The 14,782-nt window shown below is 50.4% G+C and carries 12 protein-coding genes; 5 read left to right on the plus strand and 7 right to left on the minus strand.

Features of this window, described 5'->3' with window-relative positions:
• Nucleotides 1-151: 151 nt before the first annotated feature.
• The 4 genes from ACA051_RS29785 to ACA051_RS29800 all read right to left on the minus strand — a co-directional run bounded on the left by ACA051_RS29785 (nt 152) and on the right by ACA051_RS29800 (nt 2,734).
• Entirely contained in the window at nt 152-898 is a 747-nt protein-coding gene (locus ACA051_RS29785; protein ID WP_497372971.1) for a hypothetical protein, read from the minus strand.
• A gap of 139 nt (nt 899-1,037) precedes the next feature.
• Complete coding sequence (locus tag ACA051_RS29790; RefSeq protein ID WP_497372973.1) at nt 1,038-1,394, minus strand: hypothetical protein; 357 nt, start codon at nt 1,392-1,394, stop codon at nt 1,038-1,040.
• A gap of 320 nt (nt 1,395-1,714) precedes the next feature.
• Complete coding sequence (locus tag ACA051_RS29795) at nt 1,715-2,278, minus strand: DUF6088 family protein (protein WP_497375656.1); 564 nt, start codon at nt 2,276-2,278, stop codon at nt 1,715-1,717.
• A 222-nt stretch (nt 2,279-2,500) separates the two neighbouring features.
• Nucleotides 2,501-2,734, minus strand: a complete 234-nt coding sequence (locus ACA051_RS29800) for a BPSL0761 family protein (protein ID WP_497372975.1) — start codon at nt 2,732-2,734, stop codon at nt 2,501-2,503.
• 556 nt (nt 2,735-3,290) lie between these two features.
• On the opposite strand from ACA051_RS29800, the gene ACA051_RS29805 reads away from it, so the two are divergent.
• The 3 genes from ACA051_RS29805 (at nt 3,291) to ACA051_RS29815 (ending at nt 7,986) form a co-directional block, all read left to right on the plus strand.
• A complete protein-coding gene (locus tag ACA051_RS29805; RefSeq protein ID WP_048721856.1) occupies nt 3,291-4,277 on the plus strand; it encodes an AAA family ATPase in 987 nt (328 codons plus the stop codon).
• 24 nt (nt 4,278-4,301) lie between these two features.
• Nucleotides 4,302-6,734, plus strand: a complete 2,433-nt coding sequence (locus tag ACA051_RS29810) for a S8 family peptidase (RefSeq protein WP_497372977.1) — start codon at nt 4,302-4,304, stop codon at nt 6,732-6,734.
• 178 nt (nt 6,735-6,912) lie between these two features.
• Complete coding sequence (locus tag ACA051_RS29815) at nt 6,913-7,986, plus strand: PIN domain-containing protein (protein ID WP_497372979.1); 1,074 nt, start codon at nt 6,913-6,915, stop codon at nt 7,984-7,986.
• Nucleotides 7,987-8,166: 180 nt separating this feature from the next.
• On the opposite strand, the gene ACA051_RS29820 is transcribed toward ACA051_RS29815, so the two are convergent.
• From ACA051_RS29820 to ACA051_RS29830, 3 genes are all read right to left on the minus strand, one after another.
• Nucleotides 8,167-8,748, minus strand: a complete 582-nt coding sequence (locus ACA051_RS29820; RefSeq protein WP_497372981.1) for a TnsD family Tn7-like transposition protein — start codon at nt 8,746-8,748, stop codon at nt 8,167-8,169.
• 66 nt (nt 8,749-8,814) lie between these two features.
• A protein-coding gene (locus tag ACA051_RS29825) for an IS3 family transposase (RefSeq protein ID WP_497372983.1) occupies nt 8,815-10,031 on the minus strand; the annotation gives its coding sequence in 2 pieces (ribosomal slippage) (nt 8,815-9,686 and nt 9,686-10,031; 1,218 coding nt in all).
• Nucleotides 10,032-10,059: 28 nt separating this feature from the next.
• Complete coding sequence (locus tag ACA051_RS29830) at nt 10,060-11,058, minus strand: TniQ family protein (RefSeq protein WP_497372985.1); 999 nt, start codon at nt 11,056-11,058, stop codon at nt 10,060-10,062.
• 730 nt (nt 11,059-11,788) lie between these two features.
• Here ACA051_RS29830 and ACA051_RS29835 point away from each other — a divergent pair.
• Entirely contained in the window at nt 11,789-12,751 is a 963-nt protein-coding gene (locus ACA051_RS29835) for a PDDEXK family nuclease (protein WP_497372987.1), read from the plus strand.
• Between the two features lie 101 nt (nt 12,752-12,852).
• On the plus strand, nt 12,853-14,745 hold the full coding sequence (locus ACA051_RS29840) for a TnsB C-terminal domain-containing protein (RefSeq protein WP_497372989.1): 1,893 nt from the start codon (nt 12,853-12,855) through the stop codon (nt 14,743-14,745).
• Nucleotides 14,746-14,782: the final 37 nt, after the last annotated feature.

Below are 14,782 nucleotides of genomic sequence, written 5' to 3' on the forward strand. Positions count from 1 at the left end.
CCGACTTAACGCTGCTCCATCAGTGATCAGCTCAAAGTCAGAACTGCTAATACTTACGACGCGAAGGCTTGGGTCAGCCAAATTTCAGTAGCTGGGTCAATTGGGCATCAGCGACAAAATTTGGGGATTTACATTGCGCAAAAGCGTAACTTCATGGCTCTCTGGCATATAAAGCCGCTCTGGCGCAGTCTTCAGAAAATTGCGCTTTTTTCGCCGTGTCCACGGATTTGGCCAACTCAATACAGCTGGCTAAAAAACGGCCTCTCGCCAAAGCCTCACTTTCGTGAGCGATACCTTCTGTTAAATTTTGCGCTGCAACGCCAGTGGAAAACATTTTGCCTAATTTATTGTTGAGTGAGCTCGCACTTCCGTTAGTCGTGGCACCGAAACTTCCATACACGGACATCGCGTCGCTGCGCTGCACATATAGCAGCTCTGCTAAATCTTTCTTGGCCATTTCGACATTGTAGGTTGCCTTTCTAAGGAGTTCTTCTGCGCCAATTAACGCGCTTTTTAGCCCGGTTATGTCGTTCGACGGAATTTCTTTGTTCAGGGTGATAAGTGCGTTGTGCCTAGTCAGGTTTGGTGAATTAAATACGCTGCTCGCTACTAGGCTTTGCGCTTGCTCAGTGTCTCCTGCGGAAATATAGGTATTATATTGCTGCGCTGCGGTAAACTCATCATTAGCGGACTTCAAGTTATTCTGGGCGGTCTGCTCACCTAAAATCGCAGCCTTCAGGGCATTGACTCGCGATACTTGAAGATCCCCTGAGGAAGGACCTTGAGCGCCGTCGCTTGAACCGTAAGTGGCGCTAACTATATTTATATGGTCAGCCCCCTCTTTCGATACAGCAATGGGAACATATGCTGCGTCAACATTTTTAAATCCGAGATTCATGGTTACCCCGGTGGACTCCGTCGTAGGGGCAGATATGTCCACGCCAAAAACCTGTTTGGATGTATACATAAGCGGGGCTTGTTGCAGTGGAGAGCATCCTGCAGCAAATAATGATGACGCTAGTATTAAACTTCTCATATCAGTCCTTATTATGCGTCAGGCAAATAGTTGAGGGGTCTATGTTTGCCTTTTTTAAATAGGCGACCACCGCTGCTGATTGGGCCTCACTACGAGTAAAAAATACGACTGAACAGTCGCCATTTGGAATTTGTGCATATATTTGTTGAACATAACCAAGCGATACTCCACCTGGGCTAATAATGAGTCCAAAGCCTGTTACGTCAAAGTAAATTGCACCACCATTAGGCTCTAGCGAGTAAATAGGAAGTCCGATGTAACGGCTGACTTTCACCCCGTCATCATAAATATTTATAACGCTACAGCCGTTCGTGAAAACGGGCGTCATCACAAGGAATAAAAACCGAGCAGTGCTCATCTGATTCATCCTTGTAGGTGGCAGCTTTTGCAGGTGAAGCGACGGTAATAACGAGAAGTAATAGTTGATATCCTAACGATGTCAAGGCGACATCATTGATGCCGTTGCCCGGCAATCGTTGCCCGGGCTAGCAATAAGGTTATGCAGTGGTACTAGCAGCGAGTGACGAGCCGCATCGCTGCACACCATGGTCGTCAGCATCTTCAAACTTCAATGAAAAGTGTAGCCGTCCGAGGAACACACGTCCTGATAACGTCGCGTGTGGCATGGCGTCCATCTAAATTAGGTGGACGCCATCGCCCAAAGCGATTGCATGTCACTTACGATTCTCCACTCCGCCCATGGGATAGGCTCAGTGCTGCCTGCATCCATATCGGCATCACGCAGGCCCGCAGTGCCGTTAACTCCTGATCGTTTAACGCTTCGCAGATCCTGGAAATGACTAGCTCGGACGATCCCTTTCTGCCGAGGTAGTAGAGCGCGGTAAGCGCTAGTCCCACCTTCGTACCAGCATGCTGCAAACGCTCTTTTGAAACATGCCTTAGCCGGATCACAGCATTTCCGACCTTGATTTCTCTCGTATAGCCACTTGTGTAATAAGTTGGCAATACCTGCATTTGAGTGCTGAGCCCGAACCTACGAACCGCCTCCGCACCATGAATCTGGACGACCTCGCCGTTCGCCCTGGTAATGATTCCCATGACAGCTAATGGGCTAGGGTAAACCTGACCGATGTACTCGCTCCACTTGGGACGCATATAGATCCCTCGGGCGACACGTTGCAGCAGGCCTGCTCGGATCATTTGAGATAGAGCTTTACTGACTGCTGATGAAGAACCAGCCGTGGTGAATACGTCGCGATAAAAGGGACGCCCTTTCGTCATACGCTTGATTCGACATGAGATGGTTCTGGCGACAGACAAAATAATCTCCGGGAGGTATTGAAACATGGATCTACCCAGTGACTGCATCGGATGCTTCAGGCCCTAAGCGAATACGTTGCGTCAAACTCTCAAGAGCTTCGTGTAGTTTATTTGCCAAACCTACTAAACAGCATCGTCTCGTATAACCTTCGGCCAGTTTCTACTTCACGATTCTTGTATAACCTACTCTTCAATTGAGGAGCTAAATACGGGAAAAATAAATGGTATCGGTAGGGTAACTGCCTCTTCTTCAAGGCGTCCTGCTAATACGACTTCAGCGCGGCCCGGAAAATGTCGTAACAAAAACTTCGCGTCATGGCGCACCTTCTCGGGGAGCGAGTCGTCTCGAGAAAGCTCGTTCAGAAATTCATGCGTCTGAATCACCGCCCGACTGCGCTCACTAGGGGTAGTCATCATCTTCTCCTGGAGTCACTTAATAGCCGCTACTCGCGCTAGCTCCACGCCGAGTCGTAGGCTCTCTGGATCTGTTTTCTGACTGCGATTTCCACATGTCGCAGCCAGGCATTCTTATGCTCGCGGCTCAGTTTTTTCAGCCGGTTACCACCGAAAATGCAAAGCATGCGTAATTGTAGACCCCCTTCAACAAGGTTGCCCCCTTCACCACGACGTCCCGTAAAGACCAGCAAAGTAGGCATGCGTCGGAACTGTCACCTATGTTCAGATCCACTAACGCTCGCCAGACGACCGGTAGAGTGCCATCCGTCCCAAATCAGCGACAAATGGCCTCTTGAATAGTGATCTCACTGGACAAATCAACAGCTCACAGATACGCTCGTCATCAGATATTACTGGTTCGTTTACATAGACTTAGTAATAATAAAGAATACGAAATGGAGTTCATGTTACATGTTAGCTCTGATAATTTTATCCTGTTAGTTCTTACTGCTTAGGGCAAGGATCGGTTTCATGAGTTGACCACTCTGAATCCAAACGCATCCGCAGGAGTACATAAATGGCTAACGGAAAAATACTTAGACAACTAGTGAAAGCTGGCGCGCTCGGGGATACCGTTGCGTTCCGTCAAGCATCTGAAGCGATTATTGAAGAGGAGCGGCAAAAGCAACATCATCTTCTCGCCAATGATCTTGAGAGAATTCTATATGGCGGTGACATGCATGCGCAGCCATCGTCTAAAAAACCTCAGTTTGAGTTTGATATCCCTGTGGATAAAGAACGCGGACTTCCACTGCTGGACATTAGGCCACCTAAGCGCTCGCTGGATGAGATCATTTTGCCGGAAAGTAGCTCGGTAATGATTGAGGAAATGCTTGAAGAGCATCGCCGGTCCGATGTGCTTCGAAGCTACGGAATGAAGCCCTCAGGGAAAATCATCTTCTTCGGTCCCCCTGGATGCGGCAAGACGCTTGCAGCGGAAGTAATCGCATTCGAGTTGGATCGGCCCTTGGCCATCGTTCGCCTTGACGCGCTCGTATCTTCCTTCCTGGGGGAGACAGCAGCGAACCTTCGAAAGGTCTTCGACTTCATCGCTAAGCACCCCTTAGTCGTTCTGTTCGACGAGTTCGACGCCATAGGTAAGGAGCGGGGAGATAGCGGCGAGCATGGCGAGCTGCGGCGCGTCGTCAATGCGGTACTTCAAATGATGGACGCTTATGACGGTAGCAGTCTGATTTTGGCAGCTACCAATCACGAAAATATCCTCGATTCTGCGATCTGGCGCCGGTTCGATGAAGCGATCGAGTTTCCCTTACCTGATCAGAAGCAGCTAACTTCCCTGCTGCAGCTAAAACTTCGAGGTATTCGCCGACAGTTCGAGCTGGATGATAAAGAGCTTCTGACTGAGTTCGAGGGAAAGAGTGGCGCCGACGTAGAGCGTGTAGTTCGTCGTGCAGCGAAGCGTATGATATTAAGAGGCCAGGAGTTTCTGACGATCAAGGAGCTGCGCAGTGCGCTCGTTCGTGAAGGACTCCGAAGGCATTAATCCCCCAACTCAAGGATGATGGAATTGGCGACCTACAAGCACCTGACTATAGCTCGCGAAAACTTGGACAATCGCCGCCGCGCCAAACAGCCTCCAAAATTTACCAAGCGCGAAGACCTCCGTGGGCACGGGCAAAAGCTGAATGGTTACTTTGCCACTGCCGCAGCCGCCGCAAAGCAGCAAGTTGCATCAGCCGAAGGCTCCCCATTCGTGTTGAAGATCCAGTACGACGGAGCCTTGACCTTCGAAGATCTTCAAAAACATGGATTGGAGTTTGTAAGTCAGGAAAACAAGCAGCTGTGCATTGTATTTGCCACTGAAGAGGGACTAGCCAAATTCCAAGACCACATCAACAAACTGGGCATAGCCGGCCAGAAACTCTCATATGGCCAAATCCTGCAAGCAATCGAAGGCATCGAAAGCTGGTCTGCTGAAGATCGCAAAAGCTGGGCGGTACGTAACATCGGCCTTCCGAAGACACCGACATTCAAGCTAGACATTGAGCTATGGCCGCACCAAGTGGTCCATCATCCTGTACGGATTCGACTATTCACTACTTTCGAAGCGTGGCTTGCGCAGATCGGTGTGAAGAAAATCGACAGCATCAACCTTGATAGCCTTCTCATGTACAGGGTTGAGGTAACGATGGCCCAAGCGGAGCTATTGCTCAATCACCGCGATGTCAGATTAGTCGACCTCATTCCCACGACCGGGATCAGTTTTCCTCAGCTAAATCGAGACATCGCAGCGCTTCCCCTGAATATTCCCTCGCCAAACCGTGATGCCGCACGAGTCTGTATTTTAGATAGCGGTATCAACACAAATCACCCACTTCTCAAGTCCGCTATCGGGGAAAGCCAGTCTTTCGTCGATGAGCAGGATGAGTTCGATGAAGCAGGGCATGGTACAGCCGTGGCCGGCATTGCCCTGTACGGTGACGTCGAAGCTTGTGATCGAAGCAATTTCTGGCAGCCGCAATTCTGGCTATACAATGGAAAGGTGATGCGCAAATGCCCGCACACCAACGATGCGATCTACGACGAACATTCAGTGGAGTCAACGCTCACCAAAGCAGTTGAATATTTCGTAGGCCTTGGATGCAGGATCTTCAACTTGTCCTTAGGAAACTCAAACGCGCCCTACGACGGCGCTCACGTGAGAGGACTTGCCTACATACTCGACGTATTAGCGCGCAAGCATAATGTCCTGTTCGTCGTTTCCACAGGTAATTTCCGCGGCTGTTCTGAACCGCCAATGCCGATTGAAAGCTGGCGGGAGGAGTACCCGGAGTATTTGCTTCACGAACAGAGCGTGATTATAGATCCAGCACCGGCCCTGAACGTCTTGACCGTGGGCAGTGTCTCCCGCCACAACGCGACATACGACAGCCAGAAGTACCCTGAGATCTACCAATTATCGCCAGCATCCGAACACCAACCATCCCCATTCACTCGCCACGGCCCGTCAGTGAAGGGTGCCCTGAAACCTGAGCTAATCGCACCAGGTGGCAACTTGGCCAGCCCTATGCGCCAAGCTGCGAACCAGTGGAAAGCCGATATGCGAGGGTTAGGGGTTCTGACTCTAAACCATCAATTCCAAGGCAATACTATTTTCAAGGAGATCAGCGGTACCAGCTTCTCCGCTCCCTACGTTACGCACCTAGCAGGCAGGTTGCTAAACGAGTACCCCGATGCGTCGGCGAACCTGCTAAGGGCGATGTTGGTTAACCACGCTTATCTGCCAGAGGAAGTTGACTCGACATTCCCTGATGAACTGAAGGCAGCCTACAAGGCAAATAAGGCCACCTGGCAACGAGACATGCCCCGAGACGTTGGAGGGTATGGCCAAGTCAGTGAAAGCGATCTGTTCAGGTCTTCAGATCACTGCGTTGTGCTTGTATGTGAGGAGACAATCGAGAAGGATTCCTGCCAATTCTATGAGCTTCCCCTGCCAGCCTCCTACCTACGGAAAGCCAGGGGCACCCGCGAGCTGAGCATCAGCTTGGCGTATTCACCCGCAGTTCGCACAACGCGCATGGAATACCTTGCTACTCAAATTAGCTATCGGCTGGTCAAAGGAGACTCCCTTGAAACTGTGCAGAAATCCTTTAATCGCGAAAAGCAGAAAGAGGCAGACGCACGTAACGACGACGCTACACCCAACCGAGAAATTTCTGCGCAGTTACGAAGCCGAGGCACGGTGCAATCTTCTCGGTGGACCTTTAAGCAACGGTCCCCGAACGAGAAATGGTTTGTGGTGGTAACACGCCAAGATCGCGATTGGAATCACCCTGATGTAGCAGATAAGGAGCCCTACTCCCTTGTTGTGACGGTGGCTGACCGTGACAACGAGAATGCTCAACTCTACGTGGAAATCCAGGCGGCTATCGCGCTACAGGTCCAAGCTCGGGAACAGGAGCGAGTCCGGCAGCAAATACAAGGACGTGCTGTCCTGTAGAGATCTTGACCGACAACCTCCAGGCCAACGATGCGTTTAAAGCTTTCGTGATTCGATCCAGATCGTTTGACTGCTGCGGCTGAGCAGTGCGGGAAATGGTCAACTAAAGGAGGGTTGATTGGCATAGGTGGCACAGAGAGTATAAACAATCAGATAGCCATCACCTCAGGAGGTCGCGATGCCGCTGCAAACAAGGAATGTATTCATAGATACAGAGTTTTTCGTGAAGGCTGGTTTGGACTTTTCTTCCAAGACCTTGGAGTCATTCAAAGATATTTGTAATGATGGTGAGCTAAATCACATCACCAGCACGATAGTAGTCCGAGAAGTAAAACGTAAAATTGGGGAGCACATCGGAGATGCTATAAACGGAGTGAATTCATTTCGCCGCAAAGCGAAAATCTTAACAAACTCAAATGATGACGTAATAAAAAATCTATTCGTACCATTCGATCAAAAAGAAATCGAAAAGCACGCAATTCAAGTTTTCGATGACTTTCTCGATGAGTCGAACACTACAATAGTTGACTTGAGTAATGTTAATGGAAATGAAATTGTCGAGATGTATTTCGATCAAACACCGCCGTTTCAAGGCGGAAAGAAAAAAAATGAATTTCCTGACGCATTTACCCTTTTGGCTGTTCGTGGCGCTTTAAAGGGTCGAGAAGAAATCTATGTTGTTTCCGAAGACAAAGATCTAATTACATTTTGTGACGAGAATCCTCGCTTTATTCAAATTGAGAGTTTGAGTAAGCTTCTTGACCTCTACAATGCTCATGATGAAGATCGTTCAAAATTCATCAAAGACTATATCGACGAGCATGAAGAGGAAATCAAACTCAGCATCAAATCGCAGATAGAGAAAGCGGATGCCTACAACTCATCGACTTGGGAAGATGCAGAAGTAGAAGAATTCTCAATACTGGATGTACGAGATTTTGAGCCATCGATCATCCACATTGATGACGAGAACTGCCAGATAATTTGCGACGTTGAAGTTCGCTACAGCGTCAAGGTGACTGGCCCAGACTATGCAAATGGTCGATATGACAGAGAGGATGATGTCATATACACCTTTGAAGATACGACACAGGAAGAAGAAGGAACGCTAGAATTTACGGTGGAGATCGACTTGTCGTATGAGGTCGATGATGGGGAATTTACAATCCAAGACATGAATATAAGCGTTCAAGGTCTGTCGGGCGGTATTGAATTTTCGGTCGAAGAAACCCCTTACGAAGACTACCGATAATCATAGCTGCTAATGGCGTTAGATTTAAATGGCCGGAATCGGCCATTTAATGGTAGATATTTTTTCAAACCTAATATTAGATATCGGCGCCCTTCAAGAAGACAATCTTTTGGGATGTGCCTACAGCATCGGCAGCTTTTCCAATGAGCTCATGATGCAAACCCTAGATGCCAGTGAGGCCTACCGTATGGATAGCAGCTTCACATATGCACGAGTCCGTGGGTAACGATCCCTTCGCTCCAAGCTCTGGGCGAGGCGAGGCATCAAGGCAAAAATCTGCGATTGCTTGAGATGCATATCATGATCCGCTCCATACGCCCGAATTAGCTCCACTCTCAGCTCGCGTAGAAGGCTATCGTCTCGGCTCCCCCAATCGACTCGCGCAGGGCGGCTTCTACAAGGCTTGGACATCTGAACGGTCTGCACGTCCAGCCACTTTCTGTCATTGCGATACAGCCAAGCGTACAACGACGGGCATTTTTTTCGAAGCTCAGTAAGAGAGAGCGACGGGAACCGCTGCCGGAGGTCGGACCATCGTGAACGATGAAGAGCTTGGCTGAGATCAATTTGCCGAGATAACCAAGACGCTTGAACACCACGTTCGGATCGAAGCAGCTTGTTTACCGTTGAGATGGTGATCTGGAACTCATCACAAATCACCCGCTTTGCTACCCCCTCGGCAAGACGCCTGAGCAAAACAGCCCTGAGTCGAGGTTTCAACCGCTTCGGTCTCGGAGGCCCTCTAGTAATATCAATCGGCACGAGGTCCCTAGGCTGTTGGATGATGTCATTGGACTGGCCCCTATCAAACCGGACACCTATACCCCGTTAAATTGATGCCGCTGCCAAGCGCCTAAATTCCCGTGGTGAACGGTATTTCAGCGCGCTGTGCGGATGCTCCTCGTTGTAATGCTCAAAGGCAATCGTCAGGTTGCGTAGTGCCGTTTCCCGGTCAGGTTTGGGCATGTGCGCGACGTAGTCGCGCTTGATCGTTTTGACGAAGCTCTCGGCCATGCCGTTGCTCTGCGGGCTGCGCACTGGTGTCGTCACCGGCTGCAAGCCGATCTGTCGGGCAAACTGGCGTGTCTGTTCAGCGATGTAGGCCGAGCCGTTATCGCTTAACCATTGCACCGGGGTGGCAGGCGGTTCTTCACCGAAGCGTGTTTCCACCGCTTCCAGCATCAGATCGCGGATATCGTCGCCGCTGTACCCGGTCGGGCTGGCCACCCAGCCGATGGCTTCGCGGTCGCAGCAGTCCAGGGCAAAGGTCACGCTCAGCTTGTCGCCGTCTTCACAGCGAAACTCAAACCCGTCTGAGCACCAGCGGGTATCGCTGGAGGCAACAGCGATCCTGCCTTCATGGCGGCGTGCCACGCCGGGTTGTTTAATCCGTCGTTCCAGCAGTAACTGATGATCGCGCATCACGCGATAGACCCGTTTGACGTTGATCGGCGCCTGACTCTGTTGTTCACGCCGACGACGGAGCAAGCCCCACACACGACGGTAGCCATAGCTGGGCAACTCACTGACTTCAGACTGAATCTCTTTGACCAACGCGGCATCGTCCAGCACGCAGCGACGCCTGCCAGGTACCGTTTTAGGATTGAGTCGAGCTGTTAACTGCGAGCGCGCTACACCGAGACTTTCACTGATCAGCTTCACAGGTCGTCCCCCGGCAACAAGGGTGAGTGCGCAATCCATTTTCGCGACCGAGCAATCTCCACGGCTTCCTGAAGGATCTCGACTTGCATGGTTTTCTTGCCCAGCATCCGTTGTAACTCACGGATCTGTTTGAGTGCGTCGGCCAACTCAGATGCCGGCACTACGGTCTCTCCGGCACTGACCGCCGAGAGGCTGCCATTCTGATAAAGCTTGCGCCATTGAAAGAGCTGGTTGGCATTCACGCCATGGCGCCGGGCCACGACCGAAACACTTTGTCCTGGTTGCAGACTCTCGCGAACCATCGCCAGCTTTTGCTCTGGGCTCCAACGGCGACGCCGTTCCTGGCCCAGCAACTCCCCACCCTTATCACTACTATTAGTCATATACATAACCGTTTGCCTATCCCTTATCTTAAGGGGGAAACGGTGTCCTGTCTTTCAGGGGGCTCGTCCAGTCATCTCGCAGGACCGGCGTTGCTAGCTGTCTGGAGCTTACCTCGTAGCACTGTACAAAAGACTCCAGATCACCGAAAAGCCAGGTGAGCATCACCAAGTGCTTCAGTGGGTGAACGTGCTGGCGCGGAGAACGCGTCATCTGAGCGATAAAACTGCCGGCAGCTTCCACAGTTGCCGGCAATCCTCCGTACGGATGAAATCTCCGCAGGGGAAGCAAATGAGCCAACAGGCTCTGGGGCGCTCCGCCCTTAGGAAGCCACTGCCGGTAGACGTGAGCGACTACCAGCGAATCGAACTGCTGATTCAGTCCAAAACCGGCCAAGTCGCGACAAGCATCGGACATCGAAGCGAGTCTCTCCTGTTCCTCATTCTTCAATGCTCCATAACTCATGTCGCTTAAAGTGGTCTCCTCAGGCAATGTCCAATTGAAACGGCCGCACCACCGCCGGTTTCGTGTGCACTCACTGAGCACTTCCCTGTGCGTCGAGCAGATCACTACGCCAGGATACTGGTGGTCGAGATGCCAGTACGAAACGCCACATAGCTCGATATCTCGCCTCATGCACGACTGGCAAGCCCTCAGGGGATGGTCTGCACCAAAACCTCCGCATACCAGACCGAGCTGATATTTCAGCGCCCCCATTACTGGGCTTCTCAATCGGGTCAATGCGTCATTGACCGCTACCTGAGACTGAAAGGGACCGAAGAAGGGAAAAATCGTGTGCTTCTCGATGATCTGCCTAGCATCGCCCCACCTGCTACCACTGTTCTGTTCGAAGGCATCCATCCCGCAGGGTAGGTCGTGTTTGATGCATCGCTCAGACAGACCAAACAGCTGCGTCGCAGTAGCACCGGGACGGAGGTTTCCTGAGAGTAGATGTAGGCGACTGCAAAGGCTGAAAAAGGTCTCACCTCTCAGCCATTCAATATTTGCCTCCAGGTAAGCAGTGTGCATGCGGGCTGCTATCCAATCCGGGTGACCCTTTCAGCGTGGGTCAATTTTTCTGTGGATAACTTATTATAGTCAGAGAACAGCTGTGGATAGTTTTATTCGAATTAACTCGCGGCCCTTTTATACTATAAGGAAATCTATATGTGGATAACTTCCCCCTCATCCAGAGAGGGAATTGAGACCTTTTGCACACATTTATAAAGCGCTGCCGCTCTACATCAACATGGTAATGATGCCGTGTCAGGGGGTGCCTTTTTTCTGCGATTTTTTCCAGTTGTCAATCCACGTTTCATAGAGTTACCATGCGAGGTAACGCTATAGACATAACTGCGAATTGATCTAAAAAACGCGTTCTAGCGGCGTATGCTTAAACCCCAATTTTGTTAAGGGTTCGGCTAACACTAAGTTGCGCTACTGGATGAATATAGCCAATAAAAGAATATATATTAATTAGGTAAGAACGTAATGATTAATTCTGGGTAAATTATCGGGAGCCAGAATAGACAAGGGCCTAAGTTTTACCTTAGGCCCCTGTGTCAAGATTGGACCCCTGACACGATCATTGTCTATCCGCATACGCGGAGCGTCAAGCTCTGCGGGTTCCCCTCATCCCTAAAAAAGCGAAATCCGTGTGCCGAAAGGCAGCGCGGCGTATGCGTATGATTGTTGTACGCATTTACTAAGTTAGGCCACCTGCTGCGGGTCTAACCAAGTGGCATGGGTATGGATAACAATGATTTCTCAAAAAACTCTCACTCGAATTAGAGATCGCCAGGGTAGCTTCCGCTGGGGTGATGACTACCTACCCGCGATATTCGCCGTACCTGGCGAGGCACCTAAAGGCTCACGGGTTTGCCGGCTCAACAGCCGGAAGCTTGAGCGTGCGCTTCACCTGCTCTCCATTCCTGAACGAGTATTTACCCAACTGGCCCTGTTCCATCCGGCTGTCTTCGATATACACGAGCAGAAGCTGCTTCACCCGCAGGCGCACGTCCACCCGCTGCATGGTCACCCACTAGTACAAGGAACCAATCTCAAACCGCTAGCAGGTACGCTAGCCATCGCAAGTCAGATCGGTATGGACCACGCAAAGGTGGTAGTCGAAACCTCAAGCGGCGAGCGCAAGTGGGCAGCGTACCCCTACCTCGGAGACTTGCTGCTCTATCTCAATGCTCCAGGCGCTGCTCCGTATGCAGTTAACTGGAACATCAAGTTATCAAAATACGACTTCATGGAAAAACGACGGTCTTCTTTGAAATCGCTCGCGACTAGGCGGAAAGATCGTGAACTTGCTGACCTGCGGCTCCGCTTAGAGGAAGAATATTATTTAAGCGCGGGAATCAGAACAGTAAATTTATCACTTGATGAGATTGATCCGATTGTAATGGCAAATTTGGATCAAATTTTTGGTGCGCACGACCGTCCACTGGATTTAAATCCTCAGTTGCTGGAGGACTTCAGTCAGCAATTAGATGAGGATTTCATCTGCGGTCGTCCCCTTGCGCCAGTTGCTATAGCGTTTGGAAAAAAATGGGGTAACCGGGATCAATTTATCACACGCATCTATCAAGATATTTGGGATCGAAATCTAGCTGTCGATTTATTTAAATACATTCAGATCGATCAACCGCTTGAGCATGCACGGTGCGATGTGATTGAGCATTACCGATCATTCTTCTCGGAAACTGCTCAATGATGACAGGATCTCGACTAATCGCACCTGAAGGCTGCGGTGAACTTGTCAATGGAGTGGCCTATCACTTTCTCATAAACGATGGGGGGAGCAACAGAGTCCGGTTGGTCGAGTTCGACGAGCGTGGAACTCGTGCCACCCTCATTACTATGTCAAGGCTGCGCTTCGAAGCCGCGCTCGAAGCCGGAGAGCTCGTTGAGATGGACATGCACGCCAATCCACCATGGCTCGACGAATCTGCGGGCATTGAAAGCTCTTGGCGAGAGAGCCGCCGTGTCGATCCAAAGGAGCGATACGAGGATAAGGTTAACCGCCGCTTGCTTGCCATAACTGAGCTGGTTCCTAGGGCAGCGGAAATTCTGGCCTCCGACAATCCCGAAGCGATCATCAACGCACACGCGAAAAACTATGAGCCTAAGCAGCATCCGGGGAGGCTACGGTTGTGGTTTTTCAGCTTCTTAGTGTTTGGCAAATCGAAATGGGCGCTCATGCCCAGCTTGCATAGGATCGGCACCTGGGACAGAAGTGAGAAGACAACAAAGAAGCTTGGCCGCCCTTCTCGCTTTGGAGGAAATAGCGGGTTTCCCATCACACCCGAAATGAAAGAAAAAATTCTAAAAGGATTTCTGGAGTTTAAGCGGGCCGACAAGACCCAAGATGACATTTATGGAGCTGCTCTCCGAAAAACTTTCGGGTGCCGAGTTCGTGAAGGTGTGAGGGGCCGAGAGTTCTTTCATCCTAAGGGTGAGCCTTTTCCTAGCCCAAATCAATTTTGGGATTGGGTCAAAAAACAAACCGATCCCGCATCGCTTACCCGAGATTTGAAAGGACCGAGCGCGGCCCGTGCAGCGTCAGGCGACAAGGGAAGCTTTTCAGCGCAACTATGCAATTTAAATCAGCTGGTCGAGTATGACGGTTTTTATCCGAGCGAGAAGATCTCTGGAATTATTGAAGGTGCTGCTCTAGACGCTTTTTGCGTGGTAAGAGCGGTATGTGCTGTATCTGGGGCCGTCGTTGGTATTGGATTCGCTAAAGGCCGTGAAAGCATGGAAGCATATCGAATGGCCTTATTTTGCGCAGCAGTCGATAAGGTCAAATACTGTGAATTATTTGGCATTACGATTAAACCCGATCAGTGGCCAAGTATTGGACTGTCCAGCAAGCTGGTCTTCGACAGAGGTCCAGCTGCACATATGAAGGCCGAGGAAGCCATCGAATGGCTAAGCCGCGTTGAATTGACCCCGACACATTCTGGACAATCCAAAGCGACGGTAGAGTCATCTCATCCTAGGGATAAGCAAACTAAGGATCAAGCGTCCTACATTCATAGCGGACTCAATCTAGTGGAGATGGCACGCCGGGAAGTCCGTAGAGCAATAAAAGATAACGAGACCTCCGATCGCAGTTCCTATATGACAGAAGAAATGTGGCTTGAAGAATTCGCGCCGACTCCATTAAATATTTGGACGTATTTAGACGAACGAGGGCGTAATAGCGGGAGTCTGATGCCCTTCAAGCAGGCGGTCAGAGAGTTTTTAACTCCACTTCCAGCGGTAATACGTAGTGACGGCGTTTACTTCTATGGGCGCAAATACAATTCAACGTCATTAATTGACACTGGAGTATTTGATAGGATAGCGCGGAGCGGAGTGATTCGCGTGAAGGCCTACAGTATCACCATGTGCGTGCGTCATATATGGATCGAGATTGAAGGTGAATTAATCGAACTCAGCTTCGTCTACACCGCAAGCATAAAACCGGGAAGCGCCGATATTTCGCTAGAAGATCTCCAAGTAATACATGAAGCTCGCCTTCGTGCGCAAGCAAAGCGACGCCACGAGAAGGTAGCTATTGATCAACAGCATAAGACAACCTTCGAAGAGGAAACCAGTAAAGAGTGGGACGTGGGCGTTAAGAAACTGGGGCGCGCCGTTAAGGACTCTGTTGCCCAACGTGACTTGGAAGACCAAAAGCGCCTGATGGGAATAAAGTCATGATTAGCCTTATGACATCTCGCTTCAATGGTTTGACGAA

It is taken from the genome of Pseudomonas sp. LBUM1669 (assembly GCF_059695705.1).